This is a genomic window from Halomonas colorata, assembly GCF_014897985.1.
Classification (GTDB): domain Bacteria; phylum Pseudomonadota; class Gammaproteobacteria; order Pseudomonadales; family Halomonadaceae; genus Vreelandella; species Vreelandella colorata.
Genome location: NZ_JABUZA010000050.1, coordinates 1 through 16,765, shown reverse-complemented (window position 1 = coordinate 16,765; position 16,765 = coordinate 1). Strand labels below are relative to the sequence as shown.

20 protein-coding genes and 1 pseudogene are annotated in these 16,765 nt (G+C 54.5%); 8 read left to right on the top strand and 13 right to left on the bottom strand.

The annotated features are described in order from the left end of the window. Positions 1-25: 25 nt before the first annotated feature. Together INT33_RS18305 and INT33_RS18300 are read right to left on the bottom strand one after the other, a co-directional pair. A complete protein-coding gene (locus INT33_RS18305) occupies positions 26-739 on the bottom strand; it encodes a GntR family transcriptional regulator (protein WP_192537597.1) in 714 nt (237 codons plus the stop codon). A gap of 379 nt (positions 740-1,118) precedes the next feature. Further along, positions 1,119-1,973, bottom strand: a complete 855-nt coding sequence (locus INT33_RS18300; RefSeq protein ID WP_225736100.1) for an AraC family transcriptional regulator — start codon at positions 1,971-1,973, stop codon at positions 1,119-1,121. A 38-nt stretch (positions 1,974-2,011) separates the two neighbouring features. Between INT33_RS18300 and INT33_RS18295 the strand changes: the two genes are divergently transcribed. Both INT33_RS18295 and INT33_RS18290 read left to right on the top strand, forming a co-directional pair. Next, positions 2,012-2,821, top strand: a complete 810-nt coding sequence (locus INT33_RS18295; protein WP_192537596.1) for a sulfite exporter TauE/SafE family protein — start codon at positions 2,012-2,014, stop codon at positions 2,819-2,821. 134 nt (positions 2,822-2,955) lie between these two features. Continuing rightward, positions 2,956-3,732, top strand: a complete 777-nt coding sequence (locus INT33_RS18290; protein WP_225736098.1) for a virulence RhuM family protein — start codon at positions 2,956-2,958, stop codon at positions 3,730-3,732. Between the two features lie 128 nt (positions 3,733-3,860). On the opposite strand, the gene INT33_RS18285 is transcribed toward INT33_RS18290, so the two are convergent. The 8 genes from INT33_RS18285 to INT33_RS18250 form a co-directional block, all read right to left on the bottom strand. Then, entirely contained in the window at positions 3,861-5,120 is a 1,260-nt protein-coding gene (locus INT33_RS18285) for a type II toxin-antitoxin system HipA family toxin (protein WP_192537595.1), read from the bottom strand. Continuing rightward, positions 5,110-5,373: a type II toxin-antitoxin system Y4mF family antitoxin gene (locus INT33_RS18280; RefSeq protein ID WP_192537594.1), complete on the bottom strand. Its 264-nt coding sequence runs from the start codon at positions 5,371-5,373 to the stop codon at positions 5,110-5,112. The genes INT33_RS18285 and INT33_RS18280 overlap by 11 nt, the downstream gene beginning before the upstream one ends. Positions 5,374-5,656: 283 nt before the next feature. Beyond that, positions 5,657-5,953: a DUF1330 domain-containing protein gene (locus tag INT33_RS18275; RefSeq protein ID WP_192537593.1), complete on the bottom strand. Its 297-nt coding sequence runs from the start codon at positions 5,951-5,953 to the stop codon at positions 5,657-5,659. Between the two features lie 21 nt (positions 5,954-5,974). Further along, positions 5,975-6,652 (bottom strand): type 1 glutamine amidotransferase domain-containing protein, encoded by a 678-nt coding sequence (locus INT33_RS18270; protein ID WP_192537592.1) that lies wholly within the window; start codon positions 6,650-6,652, stop codon positions 5,975-5,977. After that, positions 6,649-7,293, bottom strand: a complete 645-nt coding sequence (locus tag INT33_RS18265) for a TetR/AcrR family transcriptional regulator (protein WP_225736097.1) — start codon at positions 7,291-7,293, stop codon at positions 6,649-6,651. The genes INT33_RS18270 and INT33_RS18265 overlap by 4 nt, the downstream gene beginning before the upstream one ends. Before the next feature lie 61 nt (positions 7,294-7,354). After that, positions 7,355-7,867 carry a cupin domain-containing protein gene (locus tag INT33_RS18260; RefSeq protein ID WP_018917972.1) on the bottom strand — a complete coding sequence of 171 codons (513 nt, stop codon included), beginning with the start codon at positions 7,865-7,867 and terminating at the stop codon, positions 7,355-7,357. 14 nt (positions 7,868-7,881) lie between these two features. Further along, positions 7,882-8,097 carry a hypervirulence associated TUDOR domain-containing protein gene (locus INT33_RS18255; RefSeq protein WP_192537591.1) on the bottom strand — a complete coding sequence of 72 codons (216 nt, stop codon included), beginning with the start codon at positions 8,095-8,097 and terminating at the stop codon, positions 7,882-7,884. 106 nt (positions 8,098-8,203) lie between these two features. After that, positions 8,204-8,596 carry a RidA family protein gene (locus INT33_RS18250; protein ID WP_192537590.1) on the bottom strand — a complete coding sequence of 131 codons (393 nt, stop codon included), beginning with the start codon at positions 8,594-8,596 and terminating at the stop codon, positions 8,204-8,206. Positions 8,597-8,736: 140 nt separating this feature from the next. Here INT33_RS18250 and INT33_RS18245 point away from each other — a divergent pair, with 140 nt between their 5' ends. The 3 genes from INT33_RS18245 to INT33_RS18235 all read left to right on the top strand — a co-directional run bounded on the left by INT33_RS18245 (position 8,737) and on the right by INT33_RS18235 (position 12,252). After that, positions 8,737-9,660, top strand: coding sequence for a LysR family transcriptional regulator (locus INT33_RS18245; protein WP_192537589.1), 924 nt, complete (start codon positions 8,737-8,739; stop codon positions 9,658-9,660). Positions 9,661-9,784: 124 nt separating this feature from the next. Then, positions 9,785-10,945 carry an FMN-dependent L-lactate dehydrogenase LldD gene (gene lldD / locus INT33_RS18240; protein WP_018917968.1) on the top strand — a complete coding sequence of 387 codons (1,161 nt, stop codon included), beginning with the start codon at positions 9,785-9,787 and terminating at the stop codon, positions 10,943-10,945. A gap of 107 nt (positions 10,946-11,052) precedes the next feature. Further along, positions 11,053-12,252: a Bcr/CflA family efflux MFS transporter gene (locus INT33_RS18235; protein WP_192537588.1), complete on the top strand. Its 1,200-nt coding sequence runs from the start codon at positions 11,053-11,055 to the stop codon at positions 12,250-12,252. Positions 12,253-12,309: 57 nt separating this feature from the next. On the opposite strand, the gene INT33_RS18230 is transcribed toward INT33_RS18235, so the two are convergent. Then, positions 12,310-12,873 carry a TetR/AcrR family transcriptional regulator gene (locus tag INT33_RS18230; RefSeq protein WP_192537587.1) on the bottom strand — a complete coding sequence of 188 codons (564 nt, stop codon included), beginning with the start codon at positions 12,871-12,873 and terminating at the stop codon, positions 12,310-12,312. A 121-nt stretch (positions 12,874-12,994) separates the two neighbouring features. Here INT33_RS18230 and INT33_RS18225 point away from each other — a divergent pair, with 121 nt between their 5' ends. Genes INT33_RS18225 through INT33_RS18215 form a run of 3 tightly spaced genes read left to right on the top strand, consistent with a single transcriptional unit; the run spans position 12,995 to position 15,803 of the window. Continuing rightward, positions 12,995-14,224 (top strand): MFS transporter, encoded by a 1,230-nt coding sequence (locus INT33_RS18225; RefSeq protein WP_225736096.1) that lies wholly within the window; start codon positions 12,995-12,997, stop codon positions 14,222-14,224. Then, positions 14,221-14,436, top strand: coding sequence for a hypothetical protein (locus INT33_RS18220; RefSeq protein ID WP_192537586.1), 216 nt, complete (start codon positions 14,221-14,223; stop codon positions 14,434-14,436). Before INT33_RS18225 ends, INT33_RS18220 begins: the two co-directional genes overlap by 4 nt. Beyond that, positions 14,430-15,803 carry an amidase gene (locus tag INT33_RS18215; protein WP_192537585.1) on the top strand — a complete coding sequence of 458 codons (1,374 nt, stop codon included), beginning with the start codon at positions 14,430-14,432 and terminating at the stop codon, positions 15,801-15,803. The genes INT33_RS18220 and INT33_RS18215 overlap by 7 nt, the downstream gene beginning before the upstream one ends. A gap of 250 nt (positions 15,804-16,053) precedes the next feature. On the opposite strand, the gene INT33_RS18210 is transcribed toward INT33_RS18215, so the two are convergent. Together INT33_RS18210 and INT33_RS21605 are read right to left on the bottom strand one after the other, a co-directional pair. Beyond that, positions 16,054-16,476 carry a FadR/GntR family transcriptional regulator gene (locus INT33_RS18210; RefSeq protein WP_193092662.1) on the bottom strand — a complete coding sequence of 141 codons (423 nt, stop codon included), beginning with the start codon at positions 16,474-16,476 and terminating at the stop codon, positions 16,054-16,056. 69 nt (positions 16,477-16,545) lie between these two features. Next, positions 16,546-16,695, bottom strand: a pseudogene (locus INT33_RS21605) (GntR family transcriptional regulator); the annotation flags it as partial. Between the last annotated feature and the right edge of the window lie 70 nt (positions 16,696-16,765).

Genomic DNA, 16,765 nt, shown 5'->3' with positions numbered 1-16,765 from the left:
GTGTTGGCGTTAATGGAACATCGAATCATTCAAGGAAAATGAGTCCTTTTGTCATTGTTTTGGCGGCAATCATAAGGTCAGGCGAGTAATTGGGATCAATCACTTCAAGCACACCGAAGGCTGTACTTTCATAGTGTTTTGTCAGGATTCGGACGGCATTAAAGCGATCACCGGTTTCGCACGCATGCTGTAGATCTGAGTGGTCTGACATGCCTTTATTCCAGTTGCGATCTGAGTCGCCCAGATATAAGCGTCGGTAGCGCTCGGAATGGTCAAAGTAGTGCTGTATCTGTTGATCGATACGAGCACCGGTGCCCAGCACCAGCTGAAGATGGAACTCTCTATGTACTTTTGACCAATTTTCAACGTCATGAACCTTTTCGAACTCTCGCATATCAAGAAGACGCTGCCGCGAAGTTTCAAGAAATGCCTGATCCATTTTGGTGATATTGGTATGTAGCGCTAATGACTCCAGAAGGATGCGTGTTGCATAAAGGGAATCGAGATCTTTAGGAGTCAACTCTGACACCGTGACGCGACGATTAAAATTAACAGTGGCTAATCCTTCATGCTCCAGCAGGCGTACTGCTTCCCGCAATGGCGTTCGGCTAATGCCGAACTCACGCGCCAACTGCACTTGGCTAAACGAATCGGACGCTTTTAATTGATTAGTCAGTATCGCTTCACGCAGTCGCTCTCTAGCGTATTCCACCAACTGCTTGGGTTCTTCGGTATACATTCTATTAATTCTCTCAAAAGAATAACTGCATACAGGCTACATGCTTTAAGGCTTAAATAACCTATAATATGCCCATTTTTAGACTAATGTAGAATAATTTTTTATTTTCTGTATGCAGTATTGCGAGCCATCATGACTGATGCCGCGATATCACATAAAGTAGATAGAGCCGCATCAAAGCGGGATCTAGCAGAACTGCTGGAAAAAGCTGCCTTTACAAATTGTCCGACGGAGGAAGCAGCATGCGTGTTCGGTGATGAGGGTTTGAGCAACTACCTAGGGCTTCTAGGTCACTCAATTAGAAGATAATCCTCAGGGTGGCTGTTGGCTTAAATCGATGAATACGGAATGGCTTGGTAATGCCTGGACCATCTGCTTGTTACTCTTCCTCCTGGCGATTTGCCGCTTGAACGAAAGCGGTTGGCGATTGGCCAAGCACCTTACGAAACATGCTGGAGAAAGCGGCTGGACTGTCGTAGCCGAGTTCCAACGCGGTGCGAGTAACGGAACTGCCGGATAGCAGTTTGGGAATAGCAGCCATCAGGCAGGCCTGTTGACGCCATACGGCAAAGGACATGCCTGTCTGCTGACGGAATAGGCGATTGAAGGTGCGCTGGCTGCGATGCAACTGCCGGGCCCAGTCCTCGGGGAGGCTGTGAATATGTGGCTGGCCGAGAAAATCTCGGCACAGACTGGCTAATTGAGGGTCATGGGGCAGGGGAGCAAACAGCGGCAGGGCCTGAGCCTGTTGCAGTTCGTATAGGAGTAATTGTGCCAGGGCACCGTCGCGGCCGCTTTCATCATAGAGTGCGGGTATATGGGCGGAAGCCAGCAGCAGGTGATGCAACAGCGGCGTCACGACCAGTACCTCACAGCTGCATGAAGCGCGTGGCGCGACATGGGGCTCGATATACAGGCTTCGCGTGCTCACCCCATTCATACGCACTTGATGGCGCTTGCCCGCAGGCAGCCAGACACCGCTATAGGGCGGCACCATCCAGGTGCCGTCATCCGTATTGACTTCCATCACGCCTGTCATGCCATAGAGAAACTGGGCGCGGCGATGGGTATGAAAGTCAAGGAGTGTGCCAGGGCTGTAGTCAGTGCCGATGGCCACCATGGGCCGTGCCACATGATCCACGTCTGTTAGAGGAGTATTGAGCATAATCGTCATTCTGGCCGAAATGCGATGATTATTGTCCAAAAGACGAATGTCGGCCAGTTCCAGCCGCAATATTCTCTCTGCTATTGAGTCTTATTAGGAGAGTGGCGGTGTATAGCATATTACTTCTTTGTGGCGGTTTGGCGGGCGTCACCACCGTACTGTTCGGTTTCGGTGGTGGGTTTGTGGTGGTTCCCTTGCTGTATACCTTACTGATTGCCGTCCATGGGTCGGATAGCGCGACGGGTTTGGCGGCCATGCATATTGCGGTGGCCACCTCGACTGCACTGATGATCTTCGCGGCTTCAATGGCAACATGGCGTCATCATCGGCGACAGACCGTGCAGTGGCATCTAGTGCGCCCATTAGTTGGTTATATCGCCATGGGGGCGGTGCTCGGCGCGGCAGTGGCAGTATCGTTAAGTGGGAACTGGGTCCGCTGGGTTTTCATCGGCTATCTGTGCATCACTATTGCGGATGCCGTTCTGCGGCCTGGTTTTCTGCATCAAACGGGAAGTGATGTGCGTCCTATAGGGCGTGCGGTAACAGCAATGACGGGTACATGCATTGGTACAGTGGCCGCCTTGCTGGGCGTGGGTGGTAGCGTGATGACCGTGCCGCTCATGCGACGCAGAGGGGCCAGTATGACGGCGGCCACGGCCATGGCCAACCCGTTGTCGTTGCCCATGGCGGTGAGTGGCACCGCGACATATGTGTTGCTGTCGGCCAATCACACAGCGTTAGGAAACGGGTATGCAGGTTATGTGGATCTGCGCGCCTTGCTGGTACTTGCGGTGGGCTCATGGCTCGGTATCCGCCTAGCGTCGATCTGGATCGGGCGCATCCCTGATCGTATTCATGCCAGGGTGTATTTGCTATTACTGACAGTGGTGCTGGTGGTGATGGTTTTCATACATTGAATCGGCCCAGGCTTTAGCAAAAGACTGTTTGGCTGAGCCAAACGCAAAACGCAGATGGGTACAAAGCCTGAAAACGTCTGATGCACATTGCAGAATGTTTTTTGATAAAGTTTGATTAGCCTTATAGCAGGCTAATGAACGTTTTTGCAGCAAAAAAAGATATACGCTGCATTGAAGGGAGCTTGCTTTGGAAATGCATTGAGCTTGTAAACCTAAAGAAAGCGATCATGAATGACCAACAAATCCAGATATTCACCAGCGAAGATGGACAAACACACATTGAGGTAACGCTGGAGCAGGAAACCGTGTGGTTAAGTTTAGATCAGATGACTAACCTATTTGGGAGGGATAAATCTGTAATATCTCGCCACATTCGCAACGTCTTTATAGAGGGTGAACTTGAAAGGGAGTCAGTTGTTGCAAAAAATGCAACAACTGCCGCTGATGGTAAAATCTATCAGGTCGAATACTACAATTTAGACGTGGTTATCTCAGTGGGTTACCGTGTGAAGTCTCAGCGCGGCGTGCAGTTTCGCAAATGGGCCACCCTGGTACTAAAAGACCACTTGGTTTATGGCTATACACTCAACCAGCAACGCTTAACCGAGCGAGGAATAGAGTTCGAGCAGGCGGTGAGTTTGCTCAGCCGCACCTTAACCAATCAAGGCTTGGTCTCCACAGAAGGTGAAGCCGTCGCCCGCGTGATCAGCGATTACGCACGCTCTTGGAGTTTGTTACAAGGCTACGATGAGCAGCAATTAGCTGAATTAAACATCAAGCAACCTGATATGCAGTCGCTGGGATTGGAAGAAGCCTTGAAAGCTATTGGCGAGTTGAAGCACACCTTAATCGCCAAAGGTGAGGCAACCGAGCTGTTTGGAGCCATTCGGCTTAGGCATGTTGATATTTAAAATACAAAAGGGCCGTTCGTTAAACCACGAACGGCCCTTTGTGCGTCTATGCGTAATTGCAAAAAGGCTTAAGCCTCCTCAACCCCATCCACAATAAACACGCGGTAGTCAGCATCCTGGAAAAGACATTATTGTGCCGACCATCGCTCCGGAAGCTTTCGACAATTACTTAAAAGCCGCTGCTCCAGCCGCTCTAGCAGAGTCTGCTCAGAGCCTTTATGAGCTACGGTACCCAGTGTGGTAAGGGTGCTGTCGATGGCCGCTGGCATGCGTTCAGCGAGTTCGAACCCTTGGCGTAGGAAATAACGTGGTTGAAAGCGTAGTGAACGGGCCACTGCTTCGAGATGAGAACGCTCAATGTTGCCGGGACGATCCTCACCGTTGATGCGAAGTGCAAAGCGTCGCGAGAGTCCGCTGTAGAGCGTCGTACTCATCAAGTCGTAAAATGGCGCCAACCGAGGGCCTTCGTCAGAGTAGAGAATGGCGAGATTCTTGGCGTGGCTGTCGTTGTTGCCGATCAGCAAGTTGAAGAATAGCCAGCCGATCAGGCGCTGCAGATCCTTGGCTGGTGTTCCAACCTCCTGCAGGAGTTCACGACAGAGAATGAGGCCTGGGCCGCCGTCGCTTTCATATTTGATCAGCGAAGGTGTGCCAGCGAGCTGGCAGAAATCGAGCTGATGCAGGCGCCGTAAGTTGCCGTGTGCATCGGGAATGCGATCGTATCGGCGCACAAGGCAGGCGCGGGTTTCGGGCTGGTAATTCGCCTCGGCGACGTCAAACCCAAGTTCAGCGGCCAACTGCATACAGAAGGTTTCGTTGAGGGCGGTGGCCCATACACCTTTCAAGCCTTGAATGTCTGGCTTGAGAATATGGCTAGAGGGTGCCGATCCTTCAGGTATGGCGGGGGTTCCGTCTGGCTGCACCATCAGTAGCAATTTATTTTGAGCACCGGCCAAAGATATACGTGGTTCTTCGCCCTGTTGCGAAATCAAAGAGCCACGTTCCCGGTGTTGTAAATGCTCTGCTACGCTCTCCCAACTGATAGGCTGATAGTGTGGTTGGGCCGGTGACTCGTCCGGTGGCATTAAGGTGAAGCCGCTAGCCGTATCCCCACCAATAGCTTTCAGCAGACCGAAAACGGTCGTGGTGTGGTGGCGAAGCTCTAAATGATGGCGCAGATCGCCTTCTGGTAGCAGGTTTTCAAAGTAGGCCAGCACGTTATCGCCAGCATGAACCTGCTGCGTGAGCGGCAGCGAGGGTGAGAGACTTACCGCTTTGGAGTACTCCAGCCATTCTAGAGCATACTCGAAGCGCAGCGGTTGGATATCGTAAAGCCAACCGACGACTTTCTCGCCTTGGTAAACTGTTAGCGTATCGTCACTTGCCATGACGGTCGCCACCCTTGCGTCGCACGATGACCTCAAGCCCTAGCAAATCCAGTACATCCAACACCTTCTGCAATTGAAGAGTCGGCTTGCCTCGCTCCAAGTCAACGATAAAGCGATTGCCCGTGCCCGCGAGGCCAGCTAAGTCGTACTGTAACAGTCCTTGCTCGCTACGCAGCTGGCGCACCAGTTTACCGAGGTCTTCGCTTTGGCGAATGGTAGTGGTTAGAGGGGCTGAAATATCATTAGTAGGCATGAGAACCTGCGATTTAATTACCGTTCGGTAAGTCTAAGCCTAAACTTAGCACCTAACAACTTATAAGTTACCGATCGGTAATTATTGCTACGTATAAGGATTAGAACTTAATGCTAGTTACCGTTCGGTAATTATACGGGGCATCTTTGAATTTGATGGGTTCGCTGGCGCCGAGCTGCTGAAAACATACGTGGTCTGCTGTTATCAAGCCGCGATAAAAAAGGCCGTTCGTTAAACTACGAACGGCCTTTTGTGCGTCTATGCGTAACTGCAGGAAAGGCTCTTAAGCCTCCTCAACCCCATCAACAATAAAAACGCGATAATCAGCACCCTGAAAACGATGCTTGCGGGCTTCCTGGTAGGCGTCGCTTTGATACCAGGCGCGGGCGGCGGCCATGTCGGAGAAGCGCAGGATTACCGCGCCTTCCATGTCGCTGCCTTCCATTACTTCGAAGTCACCGTAGAAGGCGAGCGGCTTCGGGTCGTGGCCTTCGCGGGCGGCTTTGGCCTTGGTGGCGTATTGCTCCATTTCCTTGGCGTCGTGAGTGCGTTCACGAGTCAGTACAACGTAAGCCGGCATTCCATTCTCCTTGGTTAATTATCAGGAAAGCTTCTTTAACAGCGCTTCGGCGGTGGCTTCAGACGAGCCGGGGTTTTGCCCGGTAATCAGTAGGCCATCGACGAGTACGTAAGAGCTCCAGTCATCGCCTTTACTGTATTCGCCGCCGCTCTCTTTGAGCATATCTTCGACTAAAAACGGTACCACGTTTGTCAGACCCACGGCGTCTTCTTCGCTGTTGCTGAAGCCGGTGACTTTGCGGCCCGAAACCAGCGGTTTGCCGTCGCTGCCTTTTACATGGCGAAGCACGCCGGGGGCGTGGCATACCGTGGCGACCGGCTTGTTGGCGGCAATGGCGTCTTCGATCAGGCGCACGGACGTGGCGCTCTCGGCCAGATCCCACAGCGGGCCGTGGCCGCCGGGATAGAACACCGCGTCGAACTCGGCGATATCGATATCGGCAAGCTGATGAGTGTTGGCCAGTGCTGCTTGGGCGTCAAGGTCCGCTTGGAAGCGGTTAGTAGCCTCGGTCTGGGCGTCCGGTGCATTGCTGCTGGGGTCGAGCGGCGGCTGGCCACCGGCGGGGGAGGCCAGGGTTAACTCGGCGCCTGCGTCGATGAAGGTATAGTAGGGCGCAGCTAGCTCTTCGAGCCAGAAGCCGGTCTTGTTGCCGGTGTCGCCAAGTTTATCGTGCGAGGTAACCACAACGAGAATTTTCATGATTGAGACCTTTCCTGGGTGAGAGAGCGGTTGGGGTCGAGGTTTAATAGCGCGTAGGTGGCTTTGAAGGCGGCATCCAGCGGCACCCGGTCGCGGGTAATCTTGGCGCGCAGGCTGGCGCCTAGCCATAGCTGGTAGAGGGTGGTGGCTAGTTCCAGGGCACTGCCTTGAGCGCTGACAGATTGAGGCAACGAGCCATCGGCAACCGCGGCTTCGATCGACTGCGCTAACCTGGCAATAATGCGCTCGGTGCCCTGTTGCAGCACGCAGCGCATGCGTTCTGAAAGATCACTGACTTCAGCGGCAAGCTTCACCGCCAGGCATTTGCCGCTGGGGTCGCAGTGGTGTTGGGTATCCCGCCAATGTGCCCAGTAGCTGAGCAAACGTTCAGCATGGGAAGCGCCCGGCTGGGTAAGGCGTTCTTCCGTCTGCGCGAGATACTCAGTGAAGTAGCCTTGCAGTAGCGCTTCGCCAAACGCTTCTTTGGAGCTGAAGTAGTGATAAAAAGAGCCCTTGGGCACCCCGGCGGCTTTGAGGATCTCGTTAAGGCCCACTGCTGAGAACCCTTTGCCACCGATGATGACCTGGCCGGTGTTAAGAATGTGCTGCCGGACATCGCCGGTGACTGGTGTCATGTTCATACCGCTAGCTTACGCCTAATTAGACCAGTCGTCTAGCGGGCTTGATTGGCCGCGTCTATGGTTACTGTTCCCACATTGGCTTGAGCGGGCCGCCCACCGGAGCAGTGTCTGGAATGGTGACGGAAGCCACTCGCGCTTGTGCCGCTGCAAGCTCGGCCGGGTCGCCGCGCTCGTTCTCCGGGTCTTGTCCTGGTGGGTAGGCGCCGACCATGCAGAAATCGTCGTCAGCCTCTACGCAGGCATGCCCAACCCCGGCGGGCAGCACCAGAACATCGCCTGGATAAAGCACTGTTTCTCGGCCATTGGGACCGCCCAGTCGGGCTCTTGCCTGACCCTGAAAAATGCCTAGCGCCTCGTGGGCGGTGGAGTGGAAGTGGTCAAAATCATATAGATAGTAACGCCACGCTGGCGGCCAGCCGTGCTGCTTGAACATGCTTTCAAAAGCATCGGCCCGCTCATCTGCACTGCTGAGGTCAAGAACCTCGCGGTAAATCAGTACAGGCAGGGGGGAATTGGGATAGCCGCTCGTTTCATCGCTGTCAAAATGGAGTATTTCGGGCTGTGGGATGCGCACTGTGGCCTCCTTGCCTATGCCTTCTTAAGCTCAGTATGAAGTTTTAAGACTCTGCTGCCGTTCTCTTGCTTGATTAAGTACGCGGGGTTCTTCTCGCTACCTTTGCGAGTTACCTCGCTGCCCTGCAGTTTGCGGGTTACTTCTTCCTGAAATTTCCGGGTCACTTGGCCTTCGGCCCAGCTGTCTGCCCATTTCCATTTCACCCACTCGCGCTGCTTGAAGTCCGCCATTGCAAAACTCCTTTACTACAAACACTGTTCAAGCATTGTTCGTTTTTCGGGTTTCTGCAATGTCGGGCTTCACCACTGCTGTTGCAAAACAAGCGAACCTTCTGGGTTACTTGGGTAGCCTCGCAATCACTTTGATTTCAAAATCGAAGCCTGCCAGCCAGTTTACGCCGACCGCCGTCCAGTTTGGGTAGGGTTTATCTGGGAACGCGCGGGTCTTGGCTTCCAGCACGGTAGCGAATTGAGTTTCAGGGTCTGTATGGAAGCTTGTGACATCGACGATATCGTCAAAGCTTGCGCCCGCGGCGTCCAGCACGCTCTGCAAGTTGTCGAAGGCAAGCTGAACCTGTGCGGCGAAGTCAGGCTCAGGCGAGCCATCTTCACGGCTACCCACCTGGCCCGATACAAATAACAAGTCGCCCGAGCGGACGGCTGCAGAATAGGCATTCTTGTCATAAAGAGCCTGTCGGCCTTGGGGATAAACTACGTCACGCTTTGCCATATATTTTCTCCATCAGTCGTTCAATGCAGGTCTGTCCGTTGGGTGAACCTACTCTAGGCCTGCCTTCAAGCTGGATAAACGGAGAATCCTGATCAACACTGTTCGCACTTTCCAAACAATCACAAGGCGGTATCGCTGTAATGGACCGTTTCAATGCAATGCAGGCATTTGCTCGGGTCGTCGAGACGGGCAGTTTTACCAAGGCCGCTGAAACGCTGCATATCAGTAAAACCAGCGTGACCCAGCTGGTGCAGCAGTTGGAGGCACGGCTGCGGGTAAAACTTCTCAACCGCACCACACGCAAAGTTAATGCGACGGCAGATGGCGCGGCCTACTACGCGCGCGTTATAAAACTGTTAGCCGATATGGATGATGCTGAAACCAGCCTCTCCAATGCGGTGGTTTCGCCTCGCGGACGGCTTAGGGTCGATGTGCCCAGCCCGTTTGCGCGAATGATTTTGATACCGGCACTACCGGCTTTTTACGCGCAGTATCCCGATATTCAGCTCGATATGGGGGTAAGCGATCGCATGGTGGATTTGATTGATGAAAGCGTGGATTGCGTGGTGCGCGGCGGAGAACTTACCGATTTATCTTTGGTGGCGCGTCGGGTAGGGGAGCTGAGGATGGGGGTTTACGCCGCCCCCAGCTATTTACAAAAGGCGGGGGTACCGTCGCATCCGCGAGCGTTATCCGCTCCGCCTCATTACATCGTTAGCTTCAAGTGGCGTGCCGGTTTGGCTTCTCTCTATACCCTTCGCCGCGAAGCAGAGAGTGTTAGCATCCAGGGACGCCATAGGATTACAGTCGATGATGGCAATGCGGGGCTAGCGGCAGGTTTGGCGGGGCTTGGTGCGATTTTGCTACCTGATTACATGGCCAGGGAACACGTCGCACGGGGTGAGCTGGTGCCTTTGCTTGAGGAGTGGCACCTTAATCCCATGCCAATGTTTATCGCGTTTCCGCCCAACCGTCATGTAAGCGCCAAGCTGCGTGTGTTCATTGATTGGGTAGTTGCACTAATGGCTGAGCACGAGTCTGGGCATGAACAAAACCGCTCATAGACTAAAGTTCAGGGGCGCGAATCGCTCTAGACGCGGCTTTACTTGGTACGCTAGCTGGGGTTAGCATTAAGGTTTCAAGTGTACGGTCACTTCTCCGTTTCCCGTGTCGAGTTAAGGCGAATTCATGATCATTTCAAGCCCTTCTGATTACCGGCAGGCTGCCAAGCAGCGTATCCCTCGTTTTCTGTTCGATTACCTTGATGGTGGCTCGGTGACCGAAAGCACGCTGCGCAATAACGTGGAGGCGCTACAGGCGATTCCTCTGCGTCAACGCGTACTGCAGGGTGGTGGCACACCATCGCTTGAAACCGAGCTGTTTGGCAACCGTTGGAAAATGCCGTTGGGGTTGGCACCTATCGGGGCAACGGGAATGTACGCCCGGCGTGGTGAGGTACAGGCCGCGCGTGCAGCCGAGAAAGCCGGGGTTCCCTACACGCTTTCCACGGTGTCGGTGTGTTCGATTGAGGAAGTGGCGAAAAATGCCCACGGCGAGCTTTGGTCGCAGCTTTACGTATTGAAAGATCGCGGCTTTATGAAAAACGCCCTGGATCGCGCCTGGGAAGCGGGCATGAAAACACTGGTGTTTACCGTGGATATGCCGCTGCCGGGCTCGCGTTATCGCGACCGTCGCTCGGGTATGTCGGGCCCCAATGCCAAGCTGCGCCAGTACGCTCAGGCAATCACCCACCCGCAGTGGGCGTTCGATGTGGGACTCAAGGGCAAGCCGCTGTCGTTCGGTAATATCGAGGCGTATACCGGACGCCAGATGAACATGGACGACTACATGGGGTTTCTGGCCAAAAACTTCGACCCTTCGATTAGCTGGAGCGAGCTTGAATGGATTCGCGATAGCTGGAAGGGCAAGCTGATCATAAAAGGGCTGCTGGACAAGGAAGATGCGCGAGACGCGGTGCGCATGGGGGCTGATGGCATCGTGGTTTCCAACCATGGCGGGCGCCAGCTGGATGGGGCCATTTCCACCGCCCAGGCGTTGCCGCATATTGCCGAAGCCGTGGGCGATGAGCTGACGGTACTGGCAGACTCCGGTATCCGCTCTGGGCTTGATGTAGTGAGAATGCTGGCGCTCGGCGCGAAAGGCGTGCTGCTGGGGCGGGCTTACGCTTACGCACTGGCGGCAAGAGGTGAACAGGGCGTTTCTCATCTGCTCGACCTGATCGCCGCTGACATGCGCGTCACCATGACGCTGATTGGCGCCAACTCACCTGCTGAAATCAACTCTCGTCATCTTGATGCCGTGGTCAAAGAGCTGAAAATGAGCGAGTAGCGCGCGGTTGCAGCGCCATTAAATTGGCGAATATTGGCTGATAATGGCATCAATCGGTATCATATCGCTGAGGATGTTCATCATTACGCCATTTATCGCGAGCTCTCATGACCCAATCTAAAACGCCCTTCATTGTGGTGCTGAGCCTGGCATTGACCATGATGCTGGGCCCGTTTTCCATGGATACGTATCTACCGGCTTTCCCGGTCATCGGCGAATCGCTGGGGATTTCTCAGCAGGCGGTATCGCTGAGCGTATCGGTATACGTGTTCGCGATGGCGTTGGGTCAGTTAATTGGCGGTGCGCTTTCAGACCGCTTCGGACGCCAGCGGGTGCTGATGAGTGGGCTGGCGATTTTTGCGATCTCAAGCATTGCCATCGGCATGGCGGATTCCTTGAACACCTTGCTGGGCGGGCGGGCCATTCAGGCGATTGGCGCGGGTTTGACCTTGGTGTCGGTACCGGCGCTGGTGCGCGACCGGGTGGCGGGCCGCGACGCCGCGAAACTGTTTTCGATGATGGGCTTTATCATGGTGCTGGCGCCGGGGATTGCGCCGAGTGTGGGCAGCGCGATTCTAGCGCTAGGCTCCTGGCACTATATCTTCTTCGCCTTGGCGGCATACGCGGTGCTGCTGGTGCCGTTGCTGGTGCGAGTACTGTTTTCCGGCAAGGGTAAGGTGTCACGCGCCAAAAGCCCGCAGATGAGCCTGCTGGCGCGTTACAAGCTTGTGCTATCTACCAAGCCAGCACTGCCGTTCATTGCCTGGCAGGCCGCGTCTTTTTCTACCCTGATGATGTTCATCACCTACGCTTCCTTTATCTATCAGGGACACTTCGAGCAGTCGCCTTCGAGTTTTTCGATGCTGTTTGCGGCTAACATCGTCGCCATGCTTATCTTCAATATAATTAATCGGATACTGCTTTCCAGATTGCCGTCGTTTCGCATTCTTCAGTTGGCAACGGGCTGCCAGGCGGTCGGCATATTATTGCTGGTGATGGCTGCCTTCATGGACTGGTCAATGTATGCCTTCCTGGCCGCCATGATGCTGACCATCGGCACGGTAGGGGCAATCTCACCCAATATTCAAGCCTGCTTTTTGGAGTTCTTTCCTACCAGCGGTGGCACGGCTGCAGCGCTTTTGGGGGCGGCCCAGTTTGGTATCGCCGGGATATTAAGCGCGCTATCCGCCGTGCTGCCGCATACGCTTGAAGCGGTCGTTCTGGCCATGGCCGCCTGTGGTTCGGTGGCGTATCTGCTGCTTGTCCGCTCGATCATTAAAGGGCGTGCCGCAGTCGAGGCGTCTTGAGCCCAACAGCACCCCTTGCCAAAAGCCCCGTGTTATCCAGAACACGGGGCTTTTTTATTAAGCATCTGTTGAGCTTACTAATTGTTCGAAAAGTGCTTCTATGGCCTGCTCAGTCGGTGTTTCGTTGGCAAACAGTATGCGGTACATCAGAGGCGCCACTACTATTTGGGTGACCAGTTCTATATCTATCGGCTGCTCTCCTCTGGCGAGGCCGCGTTCGTTGATTACTTCGATCTGCTGACGCAAGAAGCCATCACATTTACCTGCGCTGGTATGGCCTTCTGTGCCTAGAACATCGCGGAGCATCGCCCGCCCTGGGGCTGATGACATTTCCTCAAAGTACTCAACAAGCCAGGCTAATAAGTCGCTACGCAAACTTCCCGTATCGGCTGGCGGCTGCTCTGGCTGTAGTTGCTCGACGGCAACGTCGGCCAGTAACTGGGCAAGATCACCCCAGCGACGGTAGATCGTCGAGGGGGTGACTTCAGCGCGTGTGGCGATAGCGGGCACCGTAAGCCCGGCCCGGCCTTGCTCTTGTTGCAGCTCTCGAACGGCTTGATGAACGGCAGCCTGAATACGAGCGCTGCGGCCACCTGGACGGGGGGTGGGTTTGTTGATCATGTGCTCCTTCAGTGCCTATTCGTCGGTACGGTGCAATAAATCACTAAAGCAAAATATTTGCGTTAGTGATTTATTGAGATTATGCTCTTTAAAGCTAATATTTTGCCTTTTGAGAGAGATCATGTCCATCAACGATTCTGCTCCCCTCCGCCGTTCCTCGAACTGGAATCTGTCTTCCTCCCGTTCTGTTTTCCTGCACACCGCGACAATGATTGCCTTTTTGGCAGCATCGAGTGCGCCTACCCCCCTGTATCAGCTTTATCAGCAGCAGTGGAGCTTTAGCGCAACACTGTTGACGGTGGTTTTTGCCGCTTACGCACTGGCACTGCTTTTGGCACTGCTGGTGACGGGGAGGCTTTCAGATCATATTGGCCGACGCCCGGTTATTACCTTGGCGTTGTCGCTACAGATCATCGCTATGGTGGGCTTTTTGTGTGCGGCCGGGCCGAGTTGGCTGATTGGTGCGCGCGCTCTGCAGGGCTTTGCCACTGGTATGGCTACTGCGGCAGTTGGTGCGGCGATACTCGATGTTGGTCGGGAGCGGGGAGCTGTGATCAACAGCATCTCACCGCTGCTTGGCATGGCAGCCGGTGCGCTAGGCAGTACCTCGTTGGTTGTATTGGCGCCTGATCCGCTGCACATGGTGTACGTGTTACTGCTGGCTATTTTTCTGGTGTTGCTGGGCTTGATTTGGTTGGCGCCGGAGACGGCGGCGAATCGCCCGGGGGCATGGGCAAGCCTGAAACCACGCCTTACCGTGCCGCCGCAAGCGCGCAAGGCTTTGTTATCTGTCACCCCTGCGAACATGGCAGTGTGGATGCTAGGTGGTTTTTATCTATCGCTTATGCCATCGCTGGTCGTTGACGTTACGCATGTAAACACGCCATGGCTGGGTGGGTTTGTCGTCGCAGCACTAACGCTCACCGGCGCCACAGCGGTTCTGGCGGCTCGCAAGTTGCGTTCTTTTACAACCCTCTTGTCTGGTGAACTTGCTTTGGTCGCAGGACTGGTCGTCATTTTGGTCGGGGCTAACCAGGGAAACGCTGTCTTGCTGTTGGTCGGGTCGGTCATTGCGGGGTTCGGGTTTGGCGCGAGCTTTCTCGGGGCTGTGCGCAGTGTTCTGCCGTTGGCCGAGCCCCATGAACGTGCTGCGCTGATGGGCGTGTTTTATATCGAAAGTTATCTGGCTCATAGCGTGCCCACGATGGCTGTCGGCTTCCTGGCTCAGAAGGCCGGCTTGCTGGCTGCGGTCAATATCTATGGTGCGGTGATCACTGCACTGGCCTTGCTCGCCATTATCCTGCTGCTTATGCAAGCGCGCACTTCAATAAAGAAAGGAAATCAAGCATGACTGTTCAAAATGTCTCTCCTATGTCCGCCGAGGAAACTCTGGCTCTAGCTACCAGCCTGGGGCTGCCCCTGGACTCTGAACGTGCGCCAATGATTGCTGATGTGCTGCATCACATACACACGGTCATTGCCCGGCTTGACGAATTACCTATCGATGAATCATGCACTCCTTCATTTGCCTTTGATGCTAGCCAGGGGAACAAACCATGCTAAACCCATTAAACCTGACACTGGCCCAAGCCAGTGCCGCCATCGCGGCACGCGAACTATCGCCAGTAGAATTGGTGGATGCAGCCTTGGCGCGTATTGGTGAGCGAGAGCTCGAGATCAACGCTTTTGTATCTGTATGGGAAAAAGCCGCCCGTCAGCAGGCACTTAAGGCCGAGCGAGACATTCAACATGGCCGTTATCGTGGGCCGCTGCATGGAATTCCTGTCGCACTGAAAGACCTGTTCGATATTGCTGGCCACCCCACCACTGCCAGCTCCCGTGTTCGGGACGGTCATCGGGCAGAGGCCAACAGCGCGGTAACGGATGCCTTGCTGCGTGGCGGAGCCATAATCCTGGGCAAGACACATACGCATGAGTTCGCTTTCGGCCTGACCACACCACAAACGCGCAATCCGCTTGATCCACAGCGTACGCCGGGGGGCTCTAGTGGGGGGGCTGCAGCAGCGGTTGCTTACGGCGGAGCCTGGGCAGCCATGGGGACCGATACCGGTGGCTCGATTCGGGTGCCCGCAGCACTTTGCGGGCTGGTCGGATTCAAGCCGACGTATGGCTTGGTTTCTCGCCACGGCACTATGCCCCTGGCCTGGTCGCTCGATCATGCGGGCCCTATGGCGCGCACGGTAGAGGATGTTGGCCTGTTATTGCAGGCAGTGATGGGCTTTGATGCGCGCGACCCTGCTAGCCGTACTCCTCCTGCCTCTTTCGATATCAACGCACAGTCGAGTGTGCATGGGCTGCGTGTTGGTATCCCACGTAACTATTATTTTGACCACGTTGCGGAGCCAGTCGCTGCGGCTGTTAGGCGTGCGGCAGCACATCTGGAACAACAGGGCGCCGTGCTGGTGGAGGTGGATATTCCGCTGGCTGACTACCTTATTCCGGCTCAGTGGGGCCTGATGGTGGCCGAGGCAGCAACCGTACACGCCAAGGACATACGCCAATCAGCATCGCTATACGGTGATGATGTACGCACCTTGCTCGAAGCCGGACAACTGCTGCCAGCAGGCGTTTATCTGAAGGCGCAGCGTGCCCGAGGCCTCATCGCTAAGCGCTGGTGTTCCCTGTTTTCAGAGATCGACGTTCTGCTGACACCCACCGTGCCCCAGACAGCAGCAAGCTTGGAGCAGGATACGTTTGATTGGGAAGACGGCAGCCAAGAGAGTGTCTCCGAAGCGTATGTGCGCTTATGCGCACCCGCCAATGTGACAGGACTACCCGCACTGACGGTGCCATTTGGTAAGGATCATCAAGGGCTGCCCGTAGGCGTCCAGATTATGGGCAAGGCATTTGATGACGCCAAAGTGCTACAGGTTGGGCGTGCCATTGAGCAGCCTCTTTCCCCCATTTAACAGGCATTAAGTTTCGATAAAGGGGTGTGACGTTAAGGCTGCTACCAAGGATTGCTTGATAGTTGCCTTAAGCACCAGGTTGTACAGAACGGCCAAGCACATCCACATCTTCTTCAGGCCTGTGTCTCCATATCAGCAGTAAATGCATGCTTACGCTTGCATGCCCCATGCCGTCCCAACGGTATCATCATCGGTTTTCCGGTTACCGGGTCGTCGATGACGCGGTTTTCCAAGCGCAAAGATATTGCGCTTACGGCTGGCCATGCAAAATGCGCGAAAGTGAAGCTTCGATATGGCGCTGCATGGACGTTCTTGCCTGCGTTTCATCAGCCGCACGAATAGCCTCAATGATCGCAGCGTGCTCCTGGGTGACCTGTTTGGACTGAAGAAACCTGGGTAAATCCGATGTTTTTTGGCCTAGTTTGGCAGAAAAAATCACCCCAGTTTGTAGGGCTAATATGGAGCTAAGAAGAAACTTATTACCCGATGTTTTAGCAATTTGTAGATGGAAATCAAAATCCTCCTGAGTGCCTTGTCCGCCATTTCGAAAGACTTCTTGTAAATTGCGGCTCTTGGCTTCAATACGCTCAATATCACTTTCGCTACGTTTTGATGCAGCTAAAGCCGCCGACTCAGTTTCAATTAACATTCGGAAATCAAACAGCGCAATCATGTCGCTAAAGTTGTTAACAAAATTTGGTGCATCAAGTGCTGTAGTGGGTCTTGCGACGACAAAAAGTCCAGAACCTTGGCGGGATGCTACAAGGCCTTCAGCTTTCAGTTGCGCAACAACTTCCCTTACCGCGCTGCGACTTAACTCATAGCGGCTCGATAGCTCAGCCTCTGTGGGTAACCGCGAACCGCGAAGATATTGGCCGCGAAGAACCTGAATTCAACTAATAAGTGCAGCACCTGCGGTTTCTAGTGCTCCTGAATATTCTCCTAAAAACACCTGGGCTGGG